The sequence below is a fragment of the Moorena sp. genome (assembly GCF_982860115.1).
The window spans coordinates 1-22,291 of the sequence record NZ_CEYLVT010000013.1; the positions used below are offsets into that span (position 1 = coordinate 1).

Below are 22,291 nucleotides of genomic sequence, written 5' to 3' on the forward strand. Positions count from 1 at the left end.
AGGGCTAGATTACTTATAGAGTCTGCGTTTTAGATTATTTCGTCGCCCCCTCAGGCTTTTATCTCCATCATATTTATATTGGAACTCAACATCAAATGATGCTGCTGTTGAAGATGCTGATGGTGAAAAGTTTTCATAAATTTTTTGCCAACCCTTGCTGTCACGAACTGTGATAGACTCTCTCTGTAAAGAAGGTTTTGTAAGAGCTGAAGAATAAGAGGTATCCCCTTTTGTTTTACCTTTGTTTATAAAATCACTCTTCCCTTTACCTCCAGTATCCAAAAATTTGACTGGATTACCCCCCACAAACTCATACAAATTCAACCCATCTACCGTCCCCGCCGGATCGCAACTCATCCACCTTCCCAACCAAGGGGCATAATACCGCGCCCCATAATAATAAAGACCCGTACTAGCATCCCGCTCCTTACCCGAATAGCGGTAGTGCTTCAACTTCACCTCCACCTCACTACCTGCCACAAATGCGGTCCCCCCATAAGGGAAATACTCTTCATAACTAATCAGTTGCCCCTCGCCATCTACCTCCATAGTGGTGGAACCTAAATGGTTATCAAGTTGGTAGCGCACTTGAGGATTGATTACCCCTTGAGGCCGTTCTCCCTTTGTCCACTGGTTGCGAATGGCAACACAGGTGGTATCATCCATCACCCGCAAGCAATAGCGTTCCTCAGTGACAGTTTCCCCCTGTCGAGAAAGCCGAATTTCCACCCCACCGAGGTAAATCACTTCCTCAATGTGGGTCATAGTTCCTCCAGAGCCATAGCATTCGGTGACCTTGCGCACCCTTCTGCCACTGCTGTCGTAGACATAATATTCCGCGTCGTTATTACTATCGTTTCTGTCAATAATCGTGACATGGGCAATATTATCGCGATAGTTCCACTGCACTTGTGGCAAACCCGACATTTGAATTTGGTTGCCATTAGCATCGAAAAACTGATCGATATCCCTGTTTCCCTCTAGCAGTTCACTATCTACCGCCCGGTTGGACGTTTCCGAAACCGTTAAATTACGAGTGCGGGGGGTTGTGCCTTGGTGGGCGATCTGGTATAAGTTCCCGCCGTGGTCGTAGCTATAGCGACGGATGTAGTTTTCCACTGCTTGGCCATTGTTCAAATTCTGTAACTGTACAAATCCCACTTCCGGAATATCCCGATACTGTTCCTGCTGTCGGCATAAAGCCTGATGTTCCCGTCCAGTGGCTTCGATTAAACGATAGAGGGAATCGTAGGTGTACCTAGACACTGGATCGACTTGTTGATTCTTGTTAAAGACTGTATCCCAAGCATTATCAGCAATTTGGGTGATATTGCCCACGGGATCGTAGGTATAGTTCAGGTCTTGTAACTTGGCAGGCTCAACAGAGCGCAAATTACTGCCCTTGAACCCTGACCCACCCCAAGGCCACACTCGTCCCAAAGCCTGGCGCAAAAACTGTGGCAGCAACCGATACAACCAGTGAGGGGCAGCCCTCCGTTCCCGTCGCGCTGGTTGTCCCGCTGGTGCATAGGTAGCTCCCCGCTTGGTCAAAATCCGGGTCAGGCGGAAGGTAGTGGGTTCATACTCATAATCAGTGGTTACCCCATTGCCATAAACAATCTGGGTGCGCTGTCCTTTAGGGTCGTAGTCAATGCTCTCCACATAAGTCGAAGTTGCCCCTCCCTGATGCTCCACCTGAATTTGATTCAACCGACCCGATTCATGGTAAACTGGTTGATAAACGTTATTGTCCGCATCGGTTTGTTCCGTAACGCGACCCAGAGCATCGTATTGATATTGGGTCTGGTAGGTAGTCGGTTGCAAATCGCTGGATTCAATAGTGTCCCAGTTCGCTTCTTCCTTGTACTCCTCCCTCAATTGCCGATTAGTTGTCAGAGGCGAACCCAGGATATTGTATTCATCAACCTGCAATAACCCGGCTTGGTCGTAGTGCTGGTAAACTTGACCGCGTAGATTGAGATTTTCGGCATCATCTTTACTTTCCCCATACACCAAGCGTTCTACTACCTGGTCAAGCTGAGTCGCACCATCCCCACCTCGGACATGCACTTGTGCAGGACGCTGCAACTGGTCGTATTGGGTGCGCACCTCGAAGTTACGGGAATCTTGGCTATAAATGGGATTGCCCAGAACGTTATTCAATTGCCAGTGAGTCCCCCCATCGACACCAATGGTCTTGAGAACCTCGTCAGTTAAGCTGTAGGTCATTTGGAAATTCTTGATACTGGCAGCCGACAAGCGGGGATCCGCACTGGATAGCTGATTGCCTGTAATATCCAACTCATAATGGGTTGTCAGCTTTGTCACTTCTCCATCTGAAGCCGTCTTATTGTTTTCAATCTCTTTAACCGTTCTGCCCAAGTTGTCCAGGATTACTTCATTGGGCGTATCGTAGAATACTGCTGCCTTTTGCAAGGCTTGACGTTCGGCTTCCTCCAGGTCGGGATTATCGATATTTTCCCGATAGTAATCGGAATCTTTAACAGTATCGTTCTCGTCATAGTGCTGTTCCTGCCAAGGGGTAAACTCCACTTTCGTGAAAAATCCCTTGGGCGTATCCACCCGAATTGGCCGTTGCAGGGGGTCGTAGAATAGGGTGGGAGAAACGCCGAACTGATTGAGTTCTTCGTTATCGACATAGTCATAGCCTTTGATGTAATAAGGCTCGTATTCTTTAACGGGATTGCCTTTGTTGTTGTAAACCTTGCGGTTGGAAGCCAGCCAGCGATCGCTCGTTATCTCGGTACCGATACTGCCATCAGGATTAACTACAAATGCCTCCCCTGGTTCGACTTTCATCTTGCTTTGCACTTCCCGTCCCAACCCGTCGCTGTAGGTGATGTGAGTTTGCACCCGGGCATCGGTCTGGTAATCTTCCGCGACTAAATTAACGGCATGGACGGGAATTTGGTTATTTTTCCAAGAGAACAGGTCGTAGTGGAAATAACTCGCAGCCCTCTGTAAATAAGTGCGGGGATTGGCAATCACCTCCTCTGTGGTCGGTGGTTCCTGCTGCTGGTAATCCTCCAGCTTCATAAACCCGACTTCTACTTCGTTTTCCGTTCCGTAATGGGAGGTGACTGTTACCATCCCCAAGGGGTCGAACCGCACTTCGGAAATGTTGTGATTGATATCCCGTATTCTTTGCGGTTGCAGGGTTTGGTAATCTATGGCCTGCACGAGGGTTTCGTTATTCAGGGCATCAGTGACTTTAACCCCTAGCAGGTTATAACCATCGTATTCGTAGCGGGTGGCATTGCCGAAAGGATCCGTTGTTGCTTGGGGCAAATAGAACTGGTCGCCAGGGTTGTAAGCTTGAGTCAAACCCGGATTCCACCAGTAATTGTTTGCCAGGACATAGCTGCCCTGATTTTCCAGCAATTCGTCCAATTTATCTTTAGTCAAAGCCCCCTCAAATGCCGCTTCCACTTGTTCTGGAGAAAATTCCGCTATTTCCCTGCGATAGGGCAAGGCTTGGGGACCGACTTGACCGAGGGGGAAAAACTCTTCCTCTTCGCTTTCGGGATTCCAATAATAGTGGCGCTGCCAGCTCAGTAGGGGGGTTTCGGGGCTGTCGGTAACTTCCTCTAGATGGTCTTTGACATCTGCAAAAGCGAAGTATTGCTGAGCGCTAGGTAGGGAGAGATTCTTGATTTCATAACTGCGATTCTCTTGAGGAACCCCCAGCAGATAAAATTCCTGGGTTTGATTAATAAAACTGTCTGCCGAGTAAGTTATTTTTAAGCTGAGTTGTTCCGGCAGTCGGCCTACCGCAGACCGCCGTCCGTAGGCTACGGCACAACTACCCAAAACATTGCCATACTCGTCTACTTCTAGGACAAACTCGTGACCGATACGGGGATCCGCTGGGTTCCTTTCGTAATCATAAGTCAAACTTTCTTGGGGATGGACAAAATAGACTCCGTATTTGTTTTCCCCTTTGGCTTGAATTAGTTTAACCTTGTAGTTGGTCTGCGTAACACTGTAAGGATTGGCTTGTTGGTCGGAGTCGTCTTTTCCGTACAGTTCCTCACGCAAGACCATCCCTTTTAAGGCTCGATGGGCTTCTCGCCAGGTTTCGCTGTCCGGTTCTTGGCCATTAGCATCAAAAACGCTATCGGGAAATTGGTGCGCTGCCGGATCTCCCTGGAAATATTCCGGTTCGTATTGCTTGGAGAGGGACTCTTCTCCTTGCCAGGCTCCGGTATGATACCAAGTCTTGCTCAATACGGGCGGGACATCGTAGGGTTGGGCATCGCTGGATAAGGTTTCAGCATCTAGACGTTCTATCATGCCAAACCCAAAGAATTCCCGTTCTACCCCGTCGTAGTAACCGTGGTGATAGCTGTAGGAACTGACTAACTTGGTCTGGGAGATGGCATCCCAGCTTTCTACCTTTTCAATGACCTGTACCGGAAATGGCAGGTTGGTTATCCAGGGTTGACCGTTTTGCTTGTCTTCTAGATAATATTTGGTGGAAGTGCCATAGGTAATGCGAGTGGTCGCCCCAAGATTGTTGTCTGTTTGGTTCAACAGGTGGGGTTTTGTCCTTTGGCAAAAGTCGTAACACCAATGACGGGGTGTGGGGGTTTCTTCGCTGAAGATTAAACAAGTTGTCCCGTTCCCGTAAACATCTGCAAAGCTAATCTGGTCTAAGTTATTCCAATTGCTGGGGAGATAGATGGTCAGAGGGGTTTCGCTGAAGGAGTTACCGCTTTGGTTGAACCAAATCTCGACGCGATCGCTTTTTACATACAAAATATCCGCTGTGCCGGAACCATCGATATCCACTAAAAACAACCGGGAGATATCGAAGTCTATGCCAAAGCTTGGTGCATTGCCCAAGGTCACTTTTTTGCCAAACTTGCCGTAGCCTAAAGAAGGCCAGCATTCTACCAAACCACTCTTGATTCTGACTAAATGCTGCCTACCGGTGCCAAAGATATCGGCAAACCGCAAGGCTTCAGTGCGATCGCCTTTTTTCTGATTAGGCAAGTCATTTTCCGGCTGCTGTATGATGGCTGGACCAAAACCTGCTTTCCCTTTACCAGGATAAACTTTTATGCGATCGCCTTCGAGGCGTAACACGTCCAACAAGCCATCCCCAGTAATATCGGTTAATTGACTGTCAGGTTCGAGAAATTCGTTAGTAAAAGCGGGAAAGGTTTGAAAACCCTGCCAAGTGCGATCGCTTTTTACTTCGTAGTATCCTGAAACATTTGGGGTACTAAGGACTAAATCTAATCGACCGTTTCCCGTTAGATCGATTAACTGTTGGTTATCTGTTTTCCCATAAGCGATGGGCAAGGATTGAGGTTGTTGAGGAGGGTTATATCTTACTGCTTGAGTTTCCTCTCCGTTAGCTGCTGGTTCCCAGTACAGAGTTGTGGTGCCATCGTTGTACAAAACTCCTGGAATGCCTTCCCCGTATAAATCCAGGATTTGATACTCTGAGGAAATCAAACCGGGCAAAAACAGACTGTCCTCTCCTAGGAACGGTTCAAACTTATGTCCCTCGGGCTGGAATGGAGTATATTGAAACTCCAGAGCAGGTAAACTCTTGGTTTGATACCCACCGTTTTCGTAGCGATACCCAATCGCCTCGGCAGCCGTTAAAAAAGTAATATTAGCATCTTCTCGATAATGGAAGCGCGTGGCGTGAACTAAAACTGGTTCCTGGCCCAATTCAGTAAAACGGTGGAACATTAAAACGTGGCGGCACAGTCGATGGGTGCGAATTTCAAACCCAGCATGATAGGTAGAGAATGGGTCTTGTCGATTTGTCCATTCTCTAACTGGTTCGTAAGGTGTCGTATTGCTTGGGTCGATATTGTACTCGCCGTAGTCAAAGATTACTTCAAAGTGCCATAAAACATTGCTCAGGTCATCTCCTGGTTGCAGTGGTTGGTCGTTGCCATACTGGATTTTCTCTAGATATTTGTTGGCTGTCTGCGTCCGGTTAGTTTCATAAATGCTGCTGGTTACCCCTTGGGTATTTTCTGGCTTGTAGCGATAGATAATGTAATTTCCTTTAGCATCAAAGCTTTCTTCTAGCAACCATTCAAAGACATGATTTTCGTTTTCCGGGTCAGATATTCTGGCTTGAGCCGTTTTGCCATATCTACTGGTAATATTATCCTTACTGATTACCTGCCAATAGGATGCTCCTGTAGTGCGATCGCACCACTGTTCAATTTTGGCAAATAACCCTTCAGTGCGAGGCTGGTAGCTAGTAATCTCGTAATCGTTTTCAGTTCGGTTACCTACTGGTACCAAGTCATCAGCATTGGAGAGAATGAAGGTATCAGTGCCATCGTATTTGGGCAGTCCTTTCGAGGTTTTGCGGGAAATATTAGGAATAGCTAGAGCAAACCCCAAACCAAAAAGCCCGTTTCCCGAACCAGAACTATACTGAACACTCAACTGCGGTTCAAAACCCCGGCAAGGAGTTGTCGGAATCGGAATAGATAGGCCAGCCGTGCCCGTAAATTCGTTAGCCTGAAACGTTTCGCCAATGCCCTGAATCGCTCCCCCGCCTTTAGGTAAAGACAGTTGAGTTGTGGTTATTTTGCTATTTTCCATAACACCCTTGATGACCCAATTGATGACCGAAGTAATGCTTGGGAACTATTCCCAATCAGCGAACTGAGGTGATCTGCCCTAGCTGCTTAGCAGTAAGCATTCAGCCGTCAGCCGTTGGCCTTTGGCCACGCTACGCGAACAGCTGTCAGCTTCGTGGCACCGACTTCGACGCTGTGACTTTCGTGACTATTAAACTAATGCTTACCTCTTGTTTTATTCAAAAGCTGTTCGGGAGCATCCCATTTTTGCACATAACACTTTCAGTTATGCTTTGAAATCATAGTATTCTCGTTAATTTGAGCGATGGATTTGCCAAACTGGGATGCTCCCAGCTGTTGCCGTAGCGCTTTAGCTGATAGCTGATAGCTGATAGCTGATAGCTGATAGCAGCTAGAAAATGGGATTGATAACTTCCGCGCACCAAAACCCTGCGATGGCGTCGGACGGGCTTGGCTCTGGGTATGAGTGTCAACAGCAATTGCCACTGGCGATCGCTGATGTTTATCCTACGATGGTTGGCTAATTTTCCGGTTGTTCGGCTTTAATTGTGCCTCTCAACTTGGCCTAAGCACCTTTTCAAACACGAGCTTTTTTTTGTTTTTTGTTGTTCGGCTTTAATTGTGCCTCTCAACTTTACCTAAGTACCTAAGCACCTTTATAAACAGGCTTTTGGAAATCCAACCTTATTTAGGTTAGCTAATAGTTTTCAACAACAGTCATGTGGTTAACAAAACGTTACACTTTATTTTTACTAGGGTAAAACCATCTAAAGATACTTGACAAACTCCCTAATTTATAAACTATTTAATTTCTATCCTTTTGAAAACAATCGTAAAAAAAGATTACTATTGTTTACCTTTTATATGTAACTTTTAATACAAATTTCGAGCCGTTCTCAAGGGTACTTGACAAACTCCATGAGTTTTTAACTATTTAATTTCTATCCTTTTCAAATGAATCGTAAACAACGATTTAGGGCGCTTGACCCATTAAAAATTAAATGCGCCACGGGTCGCACCTTTTGCTGCTTGTATGAATGTCAAACACCTTAATGCCTAGTGCTATAACTGCTCAAGTCTGTTTTTTCCTGTACCGGAAGTGCCCCAGAATGCGTACGCTTCCCAACAGAATTACGTAACTTATATACTACTTTTTGAAGCATCGCTATTGTCATCGGATGCATCGGGAGCAGGTCAAATTTGTAGAACAAATGAACTACTTGACAAAACAACAAAAAGCTGTATCGGAGCAGGTATTAGTTGCAGAACAGATCAACTATTTACCATTAGAGCAAGCAATTACCCATGAGGGGGCTATAGAAAAAGTAACAATATTCGGCGCTTTGTGACCTGCTCCCCCTATTACCTATTACCCATCACCCATCACCCATTCCCCATTCCCTAGATTTAGTACTAATGTTGCTGCATAAGTGACATGCTCCCTCTTTCACCTTTGTCCAGTTCGTCAAACTCACGGTAAAATAATAAGGATTAAGGTAGCGAAAGACTATGATTTTGATGATTAACTAGTTAATTAATTGGAGTTTTTGTTATGACAATTGATCGGGCACCTGGCGTTTATGTCATCTCTCAAGATGAGGTTGGAATTGTTTATAAAAAGTTTGGTAGTCCTTTACCATCTAATCGTCAAATTGCTCTTAATGGAGAAATGGGTTGGCAGGTTGATACTCTTGGTCCTGGACGACATTTTCACTCTCCGTTGTCCTATAAAGTTGTCAAACAAAAGGCTATACAGATTGATAAAGATGAAATTGGATTAGTAACCGCCAACGATGGTGCTTCTCTTCCCACAGGTAAAATGTTTGGTAAAGTGGTCGAAGAATGCGATGACTTTCAAGATGGTCGTGCCTTTATCAAAAATGGTGGTCAACGGGGTAGGCAGTTAGGCATTTTAAGAAATGGTATTTATCGGATTAATACTCAACTTTTTTCTGTTGAAATTAGGAAAATTACTTCCATTTATGACTATCAAATTGGCTTAGTAGAAGCGAAAGATGGCAAGCCACTGCCGATTGGAAAAACCTTTGGTGATGCTGTTGAATGCAACAATTTTGAAGACGCTCAAGCATTTATTGATAATGGGGGATATAGGGGACAACAGTTAAAGATTCTTACTAATGGCAAATATGCAATTAATACAGAACTTTTCAAAATTAAGACAGTTGAACTTATCAAAATTAGAGTTAATGAAGTAGGGTTAGTGGAAGCAAGGGATGGTCAGCCACTTCCACTTGGTCAGAACTTTGGTAAAGTTGTGGAATGTGGCACTTTTCAGGACGCTGAAGCATTTATTAAAAACGGCGGTCAACAAGGGAACCAATTAGCAATTCTTCCTCCTGGAATTCACTACATTAATACAGAGTTGTTTAAAGTTCACAATGTCCCAGTAATTAATATTCGATCAGGGGAGATAGGGCTAGTTATTGCTCAAGATGGTGCTGAATTACCACCAGGACAAATACTAGGTAAAGCTGTAGATTGCGATAATTTTCAGAATGCTGAAGCCTTTCTCAACAACGGTGGTCAACAAGGTAAACAGCGAGCAATTCTTACTGAAGGTTACTATAGAATAAACACTGAACTATTTACAGTAGTTACTACTGACAATGCCAAGCAATATGGACTGAAGCCAGAACAATTAAAAGTTTACAGAGTTGAATCAGGTAAAATTGGTATTGTTACTACTTTTGATGGTAAGCCCTTACCAGGAGGGGACATTGCGGGAGCAGTTATTGAGGGACATAATAAGTTTCAGGAGCCACAGGAGTTTATTGACAAAGGTGGCTATCGAGGTTTACAAGAAGAATTTATCGAAGAAGGTTTTTGGAGTTTAAATCCTTGGTTTGTGGAAGTTGAACAAGTTCCTTTAACTAATATTAAAACTGGAACAGTTGGAGTTTTAATCTCAAATGTTGGTAAGAATAGCCAAGCCAATCAAGAGCAAACTACTTATGGTTCTCAGTTTAATATCGTTCCAATTGGGTATAAAGGGATTCAGAACATACCAATAGAAGCTGGAACACATCCTATCAATACAAGAGTGAAAAGTATAGTAATAGTTCCTGCCCATGAAATAACTTTGGACTGGACGAATAGAGATAAACCAGCAACCAACTACGATTCTAATTTGAAAACCTTAGAGCTTCGCTCAAAAGATGGCTTTATTTTGAAACTTGAAGTCACACAGGTTATTAATATTGCTCCCAAAAATTCCCCTAAAATGATCTCTCGTGTGGGTTCACCAAATGCTAATAGTTTTCAGCAAGTTGAGGAAGAAGGAGGAGTTCTCAGCCCCTTGTCTAAGGGTGCGGTTAAATATAGCTCCATTAAAAACCTTGTGAATAGGGTATTAGCATCGATGGTTGATAATTACTTCCGTAATTCCGCTCAAGACTATAATGCCTTAGACTTCTTACAACAACGGGAGCAAATTCAGGAAAGAGCTACAGAAGATATCAAAAGTGCTCTTAATGCTTATGGTGTTGAAGCGGTTGGTACTTTTATAAACGAAATTGGCTTACCAGCTGAACTTCAACACCTAATACAGACTCCAACAATTAACGATAATTTAAATTCACTAGAAAAATTTTTGCTATGGTGTGCTGGTGCAGATCATCACATTTTGGCACAAAAAGAATGTTTGACAGAACGATATAAATATACAGCAATTGGTACCACGGTTTTGCTAACATCAACAACGGCTATTTTTTCCGGTGGTTATGCTCTTTGGACAGTATTCGGTTCTGTAGCCGCTTCTTGTGTAGGAGGAACGTTTTGGAGTTTTATAGTTTTTAACTTAGATCGTTTTTTAATTTTAAGCTCTAAGAGAAAACAAACCGACTCAAATTTAAATTTCCCATTTATTGCAGCAACAAGTCTTCGTTTAATAATAGCATTTTTATTAAGTTTTGTGGTTGCTAAACCCCTTGAGTTGAGGCTCTTTGAAAAAGAAATTAACCAGAAAATAGAACAAGATAAAAATGAGACAGCCAAAGAACAACTTACCGAACCAATAAAAGACCTAGAGCAAGAAATTCAAGCCTTAAATATAGAAAAAAATAAGTACAAAAATGAATGGCAAGATGCTGAATATGCGGCTAATGCAGAAGCAGAAGGTACACAGGGAACAGGCCAACTTGGAAAAGGAATTGTTTATCAAGACAAACGAAACTATGCAGATGAGATAAAACAACAATTCATTGAATTAGATAATAAAGTTAAGGAAAAAGAGGATAAAATAGATAAGCTTAAAGAACGTAACCTAATTTTGCAGTCACCAGAGAGTAACTTAGAACAACTGAATCAAGAAAAAATTGATAAAGAATCAAATGGCTTCTTAGCCCGTCTTGTTGCTTTAGAAGAATTATCTAAAGACGATCCGAATATTCGTAATATTAATTGGCTAATAACTGCCTTATTCGTCACTATTGAAATCTCACCTATATTAGTTAAACTTTTGTCTGGCAAAGGTCCTTATGATTATTTACTTGAGCAAAAAGAAAGTCAGGAAGTTTATAATGAATATTTCCGCATTCAAAAAGAACAAAGACTTCAATTATCTGAAGGAAATTCAAAACAATACATGAAAAAAATTAAGGAGTTTGAAGAGTAAATCCCAAAAACAAAATACAGCGGTTTGCAATTCAATAAGTAATTTTTTTATAAATAAATTTTCTATGATTAAAAAATAGTGCTAGACAATATGTTGTTCAAGGATACTAAAAAAGTAAGCTGTTGCTTAATAATGGAATGATTTTAAGAGTAGGTGCGCGCCTCCAAGGCCGCGAGGGATTGCTCGCGACCTTGGGTCGCACCTGTAGAATGGGCATCTTGCCCGTTCGAGAGGCATCTTGCGTGGAACTGGCATCTTGCCAGTTTCAATATATTTTCGCGCGGGCAGGATGCCCACTCTACTCCTATTCATTAAACAAGTATTTATACTCAGTAAAGTCTGTTTTTTTGCGTTCGCGTAGCGTGACCATTCGCGTAGCGTGGCCTAAAGGCCAAGGTCAATCGCTTCCCAACAGAATTCCGTAATCTTATATACTACTTTTTGAAGCATCGCTGTTGCCTATTGCCTCTTACCTCTTACCTCTTGCCTCTTACCTATTGCCTATTGCCTCTTGCCTCTTGCCTCTTGCCTCTTGCCTCTTGCCTATTGCCTATTGCCTCTTGCCTCTTACCTCTTACCTCTTGCCTTTTGCCTTAAAACCATAAGCAATGTCCCTCAAACCTTGCTGACAATTGCCCTATATTTCCCTATTCACAACTCCTACAAAAATTGATATAGTTACCCTTGTCAGCAACGTTTAATCAAAAGGAGGATTAGAGCAATTCATGAAGTACGGTAAGTACTTTTTACATCTGGCAGCCTTTCTACTAGCACTAACTATATTAGTGTTGCCTCTGCCAGCCCAAGCCCAAAGCGCTGCCACCATTAACGCTACCTATGAAAACAAGGATCTAACCGCTCAAGATTTCCCCGATAAAGACTTGAGTTACAAGGTTTTTAGCAATGTCAATTTCCAGTCAGCCAACTTGAGCAACTTTAAGTTTATAGGTGCCAACTTTACCAAAGTTGATTTCACGAATGCTAATCTACATGGAGCCAATTTCACCTCTGCATACATTAATATAGGTAGCTTCAAGGGAGCAGACTTAACCGATGCAGTTTTTGAAGATGCATTGATATTGAAATCTAAATTTAAGGGTGCAGATATTACTGGCGCTGACTTCACCTTGGCAATTTTGGATTATAACCAAGACCAGAAGCTATGCAAAAAAGCTTCTGGTACTAATCCCATAACTGGTGTTGATACTCGCGATTCTTTATTCTGTTATTAAAATTAATTTAAGTATTTAGCTGTCAGCGGTCAGTGGTCAGTGGTCAGTGGTGAGCTAAAAGCTCACGCTACGCGAACAGTGGTCAGCCGTTGGCCTTTGCCTGTTCCCGTAGCGTGGGCGTAGCGCTAATCGCTGATAGTTGATAGCTGAATGCTTACCATAAAAATCCTGCTACTAGCTGATTTAAAGGATGAAATCAAGTCAGATAAGTTATTGTTGGAATAAAAATTTACCATCAATTGAACATGATATGCTTCAGCGTTCAATTCCTCTAGTTTCCATTTATGTATTGTCACTCTATCTGCCTGTTTTATTATCCAAAACTCAGGTCACATTAAGTTTCAAAAGCTAATTTATCACCAAAGACTTGTTGCCAATCAGTATTAAATTGTTCAACTGCCAAAGGTATAGCCGGATGTGAAACCATTTGTCCCATTATACCTACAGGCAAAGTAATCGCACCAACCCCTGCTTGTAATACCTCTAAAACTTGACGGGGATTTTTAAAACTAGCAGGTAATAAACAACAACTTAGCTGTTGTTGTTGGACAAGTTGTTGAAGTTGCTCCACAACTGTGACACCATTTCCCCCAAAAACATCAATTCGATTTACATAAGGAGCTAAATAATCTGCACCTGCTAGTGCAGCTAAAAAACCTTGTTGAACTGTATAAATTGCCGTAGCTAATAGAGGTATCTGCTTCTGATGTAACTTTTTTATTGCCACCAGACCTATTTCCGTGGCCGGAATTTTAACCACAATATCATAGGGTAACGCTGTGATTTTCTCAGCTTCAACGATAATTTCATCTACAGATTGACTGATAACTTGAATGTGAAAACGTGCATCATTTCCTAGTATAGTATTTACGTCTTTAAGTAGTTGATTAACACCGATGTTGGCTTGAGCCAGAATACTGGGGTTGGTGGTTATTCCTTTAATCGGTAAGCAAGAGTGAAAACGTGCTATCTGTTCAACATCGGCACTGTCTAAATATAGTTCTAACATGATTAAATCTTGATTAACCTTTACTGAATAAAAATGCTCCGCAGCACAGTTATAGCAATTCTCATAGTCATGAGCGACATTGCTTATCCTTTTAAGGCAATAGGCAATAGGCAATAGGCAATAGGCAATAGTAAAGAGGGTTTTAAGCGATGCAGCAAGGGAACAGGGGGTTTCCCCCATGAGCAACTGCCGTGGTTTCCCCCACTCGCGCTTTGCATCAAGACAGGGAATCAGTGTCAAATAAGACTGTACCTCATAAATGCGATAAACGCTATAGTTATGATTTGATAATAAAAGTAATTTTGGGCAGCAAATTGCTTTCGCTCGTCCTGAGCCAACCTCCAAGCAACTCATATAATTAGCCATAGCGCAAGTCCCCAGAAAGGAATAAATCGAAACCAGCCAATCCTGCTGTTAACTGCCCCCAAAAGTAAAGCCTGAACAAGGGAAAAAAGTACTAAATCTACACAGAAAGCTAATGTAAGTCGGTTCGTTATCAATTGCTCGCCAAAATAGTTCATTCTCTCGACCAAATCTCCAAATTCTGGTCGTCCCATCACCCCCCAAACTAAGGCAATTATCCCCACTATCATTCCTGTCCAACCAAATACACGAGCTAATAGTCCCTTGTTCGTTTCCTCCTTTACTGGCGGAATTGGTGTATTATAGCGCAGTGCCATATAAGGGGTAAGAACAGCATTCGTTCCGAACATCGCCAGACTCCAAATGAGAATCTTGGGGAAATGAATTGTCCTTCTATCGACCAGGAGTAGAGGTAAAAACATAAAAATCCAAGCTTCGGCAAAGTTGAAAAGTGCTTCTAAGGTAGGATGAAGCACTGGTGCTTCTAAATAATGAATGCCTACTAGGTTCAAAAGGGGTAGAATAAAGAAAAAATTCAGAGATTCATTTGTTATTTCCTCTATAGTTTCTGGTTGAATCGCCCAAGCGGGTTCCCCTGGAATAAGTTGCCCTGGTGGAGATAGCAACAGAATGTAAATATAAGCGATCGCTATTAACCCAAATACTAGAGCAAGAAAGCGTTGATTTTTTGGAATCCCTTGGCCTAAGGGAGAGGTTTCCCTAGTGCTTTCATCTTGCCGATTTTTCAGCAGTGTCCGTATCAGCGGAGATACCAGTCGGATGATAAAGAATGCCGCCTTCCCTGGTTTTATGGGGGGTTCAACCAGATCACGGGCTAAAACTAATTTGCCAGTTACCTCAGAACAACGATAAAAGCTAACACCTCGTCCGTTAGGAAAGGGAATGCCGTCTAACTCAACGTGCCATAGTATTCCTACTGCCAGGGGATCCTCTGTGGTGATATCGTCAATGACAAATTTTAACTGATCCGGGATACCTTGACAGGATTCTTCCAGAAGTTGTCTGACAGCTTCCTTTCCTTTGAATGGTTGGGAAAAGTTTAGATCCTCGTAAATACACTGGTCGTCTATCCACTCCATCGCAGCGTTAACATCTCTACGATTGATGGCTTCATAGATGGACTGGATCAGATTATGGGCAGGTGTGGTCATGAGATTTGAGATTTTAGATTTTAAGTAAGCATTTAGTGGGAAACCTGCATGGCAGGGATTAACAGAAGCACCTTTCCAAGAATTAAGTGATGAGCTATTATATGATCGCTCTCCGCAGACATACAAACTATTGCCCTAGTTGTCGGCAATCTCTAGTGTTGATAGATAGCATTAGCGATCGCGTTTAGTTAACCTTTTTTTTGCGAAGCTATTGATTAAGTTACTGTTTTTTAGCTTTCACCAGAAATACTCTTGCTACATCAGGAACATCACGAGGGGGTAACGGCTCTATGAAGCGATCAAAATTCGCCCCCTCATCTCCAGGTTGAATAACTTCTGCTTCCCAGTCATATTGAGCTAACAGTTCTTCTGGGTAATCGAAACCGGAACGGAAATAACCTTTGTAGGGTTCGTATTCTATGCCTTTAACATTAACTAAATCCAAAGCTAAATAACTATCAGTAGCAGTTAACTGGGAAATTGTTTCCAGTAACTGATGTACTTCCGGCTCGCTCAAGTACATCAACAGTCCTTCTAATAACCAGACTGAAGGCAATTCAGGCTGATATCCTTTAGTAAACAAGAGATCTGACCAAGGTTGAGTTAAATCTGCGGAAATAGCACAGTGTTGAGAGTTGGGAACAACCTCTTGGAGAATGGTTGCCTTAGTTTTGAGAACCTGCGGTTGGTCTAGTTCGTAGATTTTAGTGACAGATGACCAAGAAAGACGATAAGCTCGGGTATCCATACCCGAAGCTAGAATAACCACTTGATGCGCTTTGGCAGAGGCTGAAAGAATAAAATCATCAAATAAACGGGTTCGGACTGCTACATAAGCCTGATCTTCTACCTTTAACTTTTGCTCTAAAACAGCAAATGCTTCTTCTCCAGCTAACTGAGCAGCAAAAGGGTCATTAAACAGACGATCTGATCTTGTTGTTTCTTTTGCTCTTATTGCTGCCATTAAACGAGCAGTAAAAGGGACAAATTGTTCTGGCTGAGGGTTTCCTGGTAGTGATGATGTCATAAGAAATCTTAATCAGATATTTTAACTGGATTATTATAAGCCTCCTTGTGCTGTGAACAAAACTCCTGTATCTACAATCCCCTGAAGATCTAGATCACTCAACAAGCGTCACTGGGCACACCTTGGACACCTAAGCACCTGTTTATGGATGGTGGTAGCGCTAATCTTTACAGCGGAAGACAATATCCTGCTCTAACAAAGTGAAGCGAGTGGGCTGGGATTTGTCTAAATCCTCGACGTAAGAAACAGGATACCAAACTTCTTGCCAGTCAAAGACTTCTGGATCAGACCCACCTGCTGCCAGTTTTTCCACTGGCTTAGTTTGAGAGGTTACGGACTGTAAAACGCTGCTAGACATAGTAGGATTTTATTAAAAAAATATTGAATTTTTAGGCAGAATAAATCTAACAATTTAAAAAGAATATAGTCAATAAAAACTCAAAAATTTAGGATAGTCTAAAGTAGCATCAGGAAAGCTAAAAGTTTCAAGGATATGGTAGTCGTAGATTCAGAAAAACGTATATCAGCTAAAACAGCCTTGCGTCAAGTGCTTGCCGCTTGTGGTGGAAATACGAAGGATGAAGCGGTAATTGCTGCAATTAATCATTTATGTCAACTCAATCCGACAACAGCTGCTATACAAAATTGATGCAGCAACGGAACAGGAGGTTTTACCCACTCGCGCTTTCCATCAAAACAGTAAGATGCTCCCATTTTGTTGGGAGCATCTCATTTTGGCAAATATATCGTTTTATTTTGGCGGTATAATCACCATGATACAGCTATTTGCGGTATGTTTTTTCCAAAGTGAGATGCTCCTACTTTGTTTGGGGCGTTCTTTTTGTTTAACTCCCGCTAATTGGAAACAGGAACTAATCAATACTGGGTAACCCCAAGAATAGGTTGAGCCTTTGTGTTAGCTAACTGTGGTGCTGTGAAGGTACCAGAGTATAGAGGTGATTCCTCTTGAACAATCACTGGTAAGGATTGGCGCATTTGAGCAGCAACCGCTACAGTTTTCACATCATAGGTTTGAGTGACTAGCTTCGGATAAAGACCGATGCCAATAATAGGGATTAACAGACAAGCGGTAACGAAAATTTCGCGAGGCTTGGCATCCCCTAAGTATTTCTCAATAATTAATCCAGAGTTATTTTTACCGAAAAATACCTGTCTGAGCAGTGAAAGCAGATAAATCGGAGTTAGGATTAATCCCACTGCGGCTAAGAAAACGATGACGACTTTGAAAGATGAGCTGTACACACTGCTAGTGGTGACTCCAAGAAACACTGACAACTCACCCACAAAACCACTCATTCCTGGTAAGGCTAGGGATGCCATGGAACCAGCAGTGAAAAGGGCAAATGCTTTGGGCATTTCTTTCGCCATTCCTCCCATTTTCGCCATCGCTAGCGTATGAGTACGTTCGTAGGTGACACCAGATAGGAAGAATAAGGCAGCAGCGATTAACCCATGGGAAAGCATTTGTAAGATAGCTCCATTCATTCCTAATTCAGTGAACGAAGCAATCCCAATTAACACAAAACCCATGTGGGAAATTGACGAGTAAGCTAGTCGTCGTTTGAGATTGTCTTGACTAAAGGCAAGCAAAGCACCGTAGATAATATTGACCACACCTAATACTGCTAGCACTGGTGCGAAGTAAGTATGGGCATGAGGAAGCATTTCTAGATTCATGCGCATCAGTCCATACCCACCCATTTTCAATAAGACCCCAGCTAATATCATCGAGACTGGAGCAGAAGCTTGGCTGTGTGCATCTGGTAACCAGGTATGTAGCGGAAAAATCGGCAACTTGACACCATAGGCAATTAAGAAACCCGCATAAGCTACTAGTTCCAAAGCTATCGGGTAATTCCGATTCCCTAGGGTTTGCATGTCAAAGGTCACTGTATCTCCAGCAAACGCCATCATTAGCGCGGCGACCAGGATAAAAACTGAACCTGCTGCTGTGTAAAGAATAAATTTGGTTGCGGCGTAGAAGCGTTGTTTTCCTCCCCATATAGAAATGAGCAAGTACACTGGCAGCAACTCTAATTCCCACATTAGGAAAAACAACACTAAATCTTGAGCTGCAAACACCCCGATCTGGGCGCTATACATGAACAGCATCAAGCAGTAAAACAAACGCGGTTTATGGTTAATCTTCCAAGCCGCAACAATAGCTAAGGTAGTGACTAAGCCACTTAACACAATCAGAGGCATCGATAAGCCATCGACTGCTACAGACCAACTAATGCCAAGCTGGGGTATCCACGTATAACTTTCCCTGAGCTGAAAATCGGAGTTTCGGAAATCGTAATGATGCCAAAACCCATAGATCATTAGGACCAAATCCAGAACGGCTACACCTAGGGCATACCAACGAATCATCCTCAGCCACTTGCTGGGAATGAGCGGAATGAGCAGAGATGCCACTAGGGGCAGCAGAATAATCGTCGTTATCCAAGGAAAATTTACGGAGACCATAGCTAAGAATAAATACCTATTGGCTTCTAGTTTCAGTATATTAACTAAAGTTAAGAATTGCAAAGGGTATTTGCCAAAAAAACACAAAAAAAATTTTTTGGTAACATTTGATACCAAAAAAGTAAAGAATTATTAAAAATTTAGGTTAAGATGGGTCAATCCCAGAAGCATTATGCTATATGGGAGATTTTGGGTAATCAGAAGCAATTACCAACTATAACCAGCAGGGGGTCATACTATCGGATGTGGTATTAGCTAATCAATTCCAGAGCAATCTTGGTCCCGTGGGAATCTAGAGAAAGCGATCGCACTTGAGCCTGAATCCCGGCATCGGTCCAAGCTACCGCCATGGCCTCCTGAACCGCTGGTGCTTGGGACTCACTCACCAAAGCCAACAAAGTAGGACCAGCCCCACTAATCACCATCCCATAGGCTCCAGCATCCAAAGCTGCCGCCTCCACAGCGTCATAACCAGGAATCAGTTTTTGGCGATAAGGCTGATGTATCCGGTCTTGCAAACCGACCCGTAACCAATCCCCCTTACCAGACTCCAAACCCCGCAACAACAACCCCAAACTGGCCACATTCAACACTGCATCACCACGGCTGTAGCTATCAGGCAACACCTGCCGTGCCTCCTGTGTTGAAAGCTCGAAATCTGGAATTGCCACCACCGGCACTAGATCAGAAGACCAAGCAACATCACAAACTACCCAATCCTGTTCTTTTGCTTGGGGTCTTTGGGGTCTTTGGGGTTTCATCACCAAACCTCGACCGGTCAAACGACATCCCCCCAAAAGCGCTGGAACCACATTATCAGGATGCCCCTCAATTGCGATCGCTAACTCCATTACCTCCTGCTGAGAAAGAGGTTTACCCGCTAACTGATTTGCAGCAATCAATCCTCCAACAATCGCTGTTGCCGAACTGCCCAATCCTCGTGCCAAAGGCACCCCCAAATCAATCTCTAGGTGTACTGGAGGCGGAGTTTTTCCCAGACGATCATATAACGTTGCAAACGCTCGATAGACAAGATTACTCTCATCTCTACTCACCTTGTTGGCTTCCACACCAGTAACGTCAATCTTAAGCTTGACTGATCCAAAATTTACCGATTCCAGGCGAGTGACTTTAAACTGGTTATACACAGTTAACGCTGCGCCTATGCAATCGAAACCTGGTCCTAGATTAGCGGTAGTACCGGGCACAATAACCCTGACTGTAGAAACAACAGACATTTGACAATATTCTGAACTAAATAATCTTGCTCTAAAAATTGCTCTCCTGTCTACCGGGTTTGGTACATTTATTTACAGTTGGTTGCACGTAAGTGATTTTCACTTGAATAAACGACACCCAGGCAGAAGTGAGAACGATTAATTATCTATGGTAATCATGAATCAGTGTATTCTCAGCCTGTGAAAAATTCGATAAGTCCTGACTGCAGAGCGTGCTGATAGAGCATGTTTGAAATCATCAAAGGCCGATCAGCTGCTAGGGGAGTTCTACATTAATAAAACCTGTTACTCCAAAGCCAAACTATTAAACACCTATAAAATTACAAAATTTTATAAGATACCAAGTTTTGTTAATCACTAAGCAAAATAGCTGAGCGCTTTTTTAGAATGGGTAATAGGTAATAATAAATTCCCTAATTAGATATCAAAAAATATAATAGCGTTTTGCGTGGTTGACTATTAATTATTAATTTTTATTAAAAATTGTTAAAAGTTGTACTTACAGCATAGTTCCAAAAATAAAAGGTCGTCCAGATCTATTATTTTGTTGCAATCACAAAAAATTGAGTGGAAGCAGTAGCGCGATCGCTCCTGCAACTAAATACCCTCTAAGGCTTGATCAAATTTCTCTCTAATTTCCGATAGGTTTTGACTTGCCGCAGACGCTCTAATGGTGGATAGAGAATCATCACAGCTAAGGGAACTGCTGTAACTAAAATGGCGATCAGTACCAAGATATTTACAAATCCCAGCTTTAAACCGATACCTAAACTAATGCCCAAGGCTACCGATAACACAGGCACTCCCAGGGCTAAGATTTTACTAAACCCACGCTTTCGGCAGCTTTGAGCGACTCCTTCCCCTTCAAAGGCTGCCATAAACACGACCGCATCCACTGCTGCAAAGGTAGCAATTGCGCTATCGGTAGCGCGAAACTTGGCACCAAATCCAGCTACCAACAGGGCTGCTACTCCAGCAAAAAACACTGCTGCTACGGTATCCATCGCCTTTAACGGAATACTAAACCTGGCTCTGACTCTTGCTACCAGTTTCGAGACCATCCCAGATGTCACAGCCGCAGTCAATCCTAGCATTGCCACCAAGACTGAGACAAAAGTAGCGATCGCAATCCCGATTGTCCCACTGTTACTCACAACTCCCTCCCAAGCCGTAGTTTCTACCCACGTAGCTGTCGTAGCTAAACCAATCAATAGCGCTAGGGATAGATAGGGAAGTTTTTTCGTGGCAATTGGTACCGGAGCAGTATGGATTTTCAGGGGTAAAACCTGAGTTGACTGTTCAGCATTAGTGTGAATTAATACCTCTCGCTCATAGGTTTGGTCTGCCATCAGCTTACTGGTATTTATCGTAATGTGGCACAACCCTTGATTCCCATTAACATCAGCTGTGTCCAATCGAATCCAGTCATGGAAATAGGGAGTGTGGGGTGGGTCACTGACATGGGGAGCAATTTGCCAGCGGCTTTCTAAGGCTGTGTCTGGAACTGTATTACAAATGGTGATAGTTTTTGTCAGTTTTTCCCCTAATTTTTTAGCTCTCAATTCTAGATACGGTTCGGAGAGTTTTGCCTCTGGAATCCGGATAACGTAGATTGGTTTGAGAGCTTCTAAAGCCGTTTCAGCATCAGGAAAACGGTCTTTAGGTTTCAGCTCTACCATTCTTTGCAACCACTGCAGCCAACCCAAACTTACTTGAGGTAGACGATGCTGAAAATTTAGACAATAGTCTTCATCAATTAAAGTATTAATCGTAGTCGATCGAGTACCAGTCAGTAAACAAATCAACGTCGCTCCTAACCCATATAAGTCTGACGCTTTACTTAGGGCTTTATCAAATAACTGTTCCGGAGCCATAAACCCAATAGTGCCTTTGGCTACACTACTCACCGCTAGTTCACTATCACCAATCCGAGCTAAGCCGAAGTCTACCAGGAAAACATTGATCGTCTCATCTACTAAGATATTTTCTGGTTTGATATCTCGATGAATGATCGGAGGAATCCGATGTTGTAGGTAAACCAGAATGTTGAGTAACCCAACCGCGATTTGCTTAATCTCCTCCGGGTCAAAACTACGAGGTACAGCCAGGGAAGGAGCATGTTTGTATTCCTGTACCAAACAACAGCCCCTAGTGGTTTGAAATGACCCTAAGTAACGGGGGATACCTGGATGATTCAGTCCCCGCAACACTTGAATTTCCCCTTCTATGGTCTCATAGTCTGACCAGTTACTGTTGCGTTGAGCAAACTGAAACTGCTTGATCACTACCAATTGGTGATTGACTTGGTTTCGGGCTAGGTAGGTCACTCTCCCACCAGCGCGATTATGACCCAATTCCCTGATCACTTTGAAATCGTGACTGGATAAGTCTGGAAAATTGCTCATGAGTATATCGGCTACATCAGAGTCAAGCTACGCAGCAATGGGCAAGTTTTAATCCTTTCGGTTAGGCTGGGCTTACCGTGCTTCTATTTACGATAGCTTTAGGATTGGGGAACGAGAGCG

At 43.0% G+C, this 22,291-nt stretch carries 14 protein-coding genes and 1 pseudogene; 5 read left to right on the plus strand and 10 right to left on the minus strand.

Annotation, left to right across the window (positions count from 1 at the left end):
• Positions 1 to 9: 9 nt before the first annotated feature.
• Both AC4II3_RS04050 and AC4II3_RS04055 read right to left on the minus strand, forming a co-directional pair.
• Positions 10 to 6,603: a SpvB/TcaC N-terminal domain-containing protein gene (locus AC4II3_RS04050; RefSeq protein ID WP_488013852.1), complete on the minus strand. Its 6,594-nt coding sequence runs from the start codon at positions 6,601 to 6,603 to the stop codon at positions 10 to 12.
• Between the two features lie 260 nt (positions 6,604 to 6,863).
• Positions 6,864 to 7,088, minus strand: coding sequence for a hypothetical protein (locus AC4II3_RS04055; RefSeq protein ID WP_488013850.1), 225 nt, complete (start codon positions 7,086 to 7,088; stop codon positions 6,864 to 6,866).
• Positions 7,089 to 7,756: 668 nt separating this feature from the next.
• Between AC4II3_RS04055 and AC4II3_RS04060 the strand changes: the two genes are divergently transcribed.
• The 4 genes from AC4II3_RS04060 to AC4II3_RS04075 all read left to right on the plus strand — a co-directional run bounded on the left by AC4II3_RS04060 (position 7,757) and on the right by AC4II3_RS04075 (position 12,467).
• Positions 7,757 to 7,951 (plus strand): hypothetical protein, encoded by a 195-nt coding sequence (locus AC4II3_RS04060; protein WP_488013848.1) that lies wholly within the window; start codon positions 7,757 to 7,759, stop codon positions 7,949 to 7,951.
• A gap of 203 nt (positions 7,952 to 8,154) precedes the next feature.
• Complete coding sequence (locus tag AC4II3_RS04065) at positions 8,155 to 11,235, plus strand: DUF4407 domain-containing protein (RefSeq protein ID WP_488013846.1); 3,081 nt, start codon at positions 8,155 to 8,157, stop codon at positions 11,233 to 11,235.
• Between the two features lie 455 nt (positions 11,236 to 11,690).
• On the plus strand, positions 11,691 to 11,840 hold the full coding sequence (locus AC4II3_RS04070; protein WP_488017340.1) for a hypothetical protein: 150 nt from the start codon (positions 11,691 to 11,693) through the stop codon (positions 11,838 to 11,840).
• A 120-nt stretch (positions 11,841 to 11,960) separates the two neighbouring features.
• Positions 11,961 to 12,467, plus strand: a complete 507-nt coding sequence (locus AC4II3_RS04075; protein WP_488017338.1) for a pentapeptide repeat-containing protein — start codon at positions 11,961 to 11,963, stop codon at positions 12,465 to 12,467.
• Positions 12,468 to 12,592: 125 nt separating this feature from the next.
• On the opposite strand, the gene AC4II3_RS04080 is transcribed toward AC4II3_RS04075, so the two are convergent.
• The 5 genes and pseudogenes from AC4II3_RS04080 to AC4II3_RS04100 form a co-directional block, all read right to left on the minus strand.
• Entirely contained in the window at positions 12,593 to 12,763 is a 171-nt protein-coding gene (locus AC4II3_RS04080) for a transposase (protein ID WP_366510773.1), read from the minus strand.
• Between the two features lie 38 nt (positions 12,764 to 12,801).
• Positions 12,802 to 13,476 (minus strand): transaldolase family protein, encoded by a 675-nt coding sequence (locus AC4II3_RS04085; RefSeq protein WP_488017336.1) that lies wholly within the window; start codon positions 13,474 to 13,476, stop codon positions 12,802 to 12,804.
• A 350-nt stretch (positions 13,477 to 13,826) separates the two neighbouring features.
• Complete coding sequence (locus AC4II3_RS04090; RefSeq protein ID WP_488015261.1) at positions 13,827 to 15,011, minus strand: nuclear transport factor 2 family protein; 1,185 nt, start codon at positions 15,009 to 15,011, stop codon at positions 13,827 to 13,829.
• Between the two features lie 220 nt (positions 15,012 to 15,231).
• Positions 15,232 to 16,038, minus strand: a complete 807-nt coding sequence (locus AC4II3_RS04095; RefSeq protein WP_488015259.1) for an SAM-dependent methyltransferase — start codon at positions 16,036 to 16,038, stop codon at positions 15,232 to 15,234.
• Between the two features lie 178 nt (positions 16,039 to 16,216).
• Positions 16,217 to 16,396: pseudogene (locus AC4II3_RS04100) on the minus strand (Rieske 2Fe-2S domain-containing protein); the annotation flags it as partial.
• A gap of 135 nt (positions 16,397 to 16,531) precedes the next feature.
• Here AC4II3_RS04100 and AC4II3_RS04105 point away from each other — a divergent pair.
• On the plus strand, positions 16,532 to 16,687 hold the full coding sequence (locus tag AC4II3_RS04105; RefSeq protein ID WP_488015257.1) for a hypothetical protein: 156 nt from the start codon (positions 16,532 to 16,534) through the stop codon (positions 16,685 to 16,687).
• A gap of 227 nt (positions 16,688 to 16,914) precedes the next feature.
• On the opposite strand, the gene AC4II3_RS04110 is transcribed toward AC4II3_RS04105, so the two are convergent.
• From AC4II3_RS04110 to AC4II3_RS04120, 3 genes are all read right to left on the minus strand, one after another.
• Complete coding sequence (locus tag AC4II3_RS04110) at positions 16,915 to 18,528, minus strand: NAD(P)H-quinone oxidoreductase subunit 4 (RefSeq protein WP_488015265.1); 1,614 nt, start codon at positions 18,526 to 18,528, stop codon at positions 16,915 to 16,917.
• Between the two features lie 251 nt (positions 18,529 to 18,779).
• Positions 18,780 to 19,766 carry a homoserine kinase gene (thrB, locus tag AC4II3_RS04115; RefSeq protein WP_488015255.1) on the minus strand — a complete coding sequence of 329 codons (987 nt, stop codon included), beginning with the start codon at positions 19,764 to 19,766 and terminating at the stop codon, positions 18,780 to 18,782.
• A gap of 608 nt (positions 19,767 to 20,374) precedes the next feature.
• Positions 20,375 to 22,171: a serine/threonine protein kinase gene (locus AC4II3_RS04120; protein WP_488029396.1), complete on the minus strand. Its 1,797-nt coding sequence runs from the start codon at positions 22,169 to 22,171 to the stop codon at positions 20,375 to 20,377.
• Positions 22,172 to 22,291: the final 120 nt, after the last annotated feature.

Excerpts from the sequence above, each read along its gene's own strand:
- AC4II3_RS04095 (WP_488015259.1), bottom strand. The coding sequence starts at position 16,038 with ATGACATCATCACTACCAGGAAACCCTCAGCCAGAACAATTTGTCCCT.
- AC4II3_RS04075 (WP_488017338.1), top strand. The coding sequence starts at position 11,961 with ATGAAGTACGGTAAGTACTTTTTACATCTGGCAGCCTTTCTACTAGCA.
- AC4II3_RS04090 (WP_488015261.1), bottom strand. The coding sequence starts at position 15,011 with ATGACCACACCTGCCCATAATCTGATCCAGTCCATCTATGAAGCCATC.
- AC4II3_RS04065 (WP_488013846.1), top strand. The coding sequence starts at position 8,155 with ATGACAATTGATCGGGCACCTGGCGTTTATGTCATCTCTCAAGATGAG.
- AC4II3_RS04120 (WP_488029396.1), bottom strand. The coding sequence starts at position 22,171 with ATGAGCAATTTTCCAGACTTATCCAGTCACGATTTCAAAGTGATCAGG.
- AC4II3_RS04085 (WP_488017336.1), bottom strand. The coding sequence starts at position 13,476 with ATGTTAGAACTATATTTAGACAGTGCCGATGTTGAACAGATAGCACGT.
- AC4II3_RS04050 (WP_488013852.1), bottom strand. The coding sequence starts at position 6,603 with ATGGAAAATAGCAAAATAACCACAACTCAACTGTCTTTACCTAAAGGC.
- thrB (WP_488015255.1), bottom strand. The coding sequence starts at position 19,766 with ATGTCTGTTGTTTCTACAGTCAGGGTTATTGTGCCCGGTACTACCGCT.
- AC4II3_RS04110 (WP_488015265.1), bottom strand. The coding sequence starts at position 18,528 with ATGGTCTCCGTAAATTTTCCTTGGATAACGACGATTATTCTGCTGCCC.
- AC4II3_RS04105 (WP_488015257.1), top strand. The coding sequence starts at position 16,532 with ATGGTAGTCGTAGATTCAGAAAAACGTATATCAGCTAAAACAGCCTTG.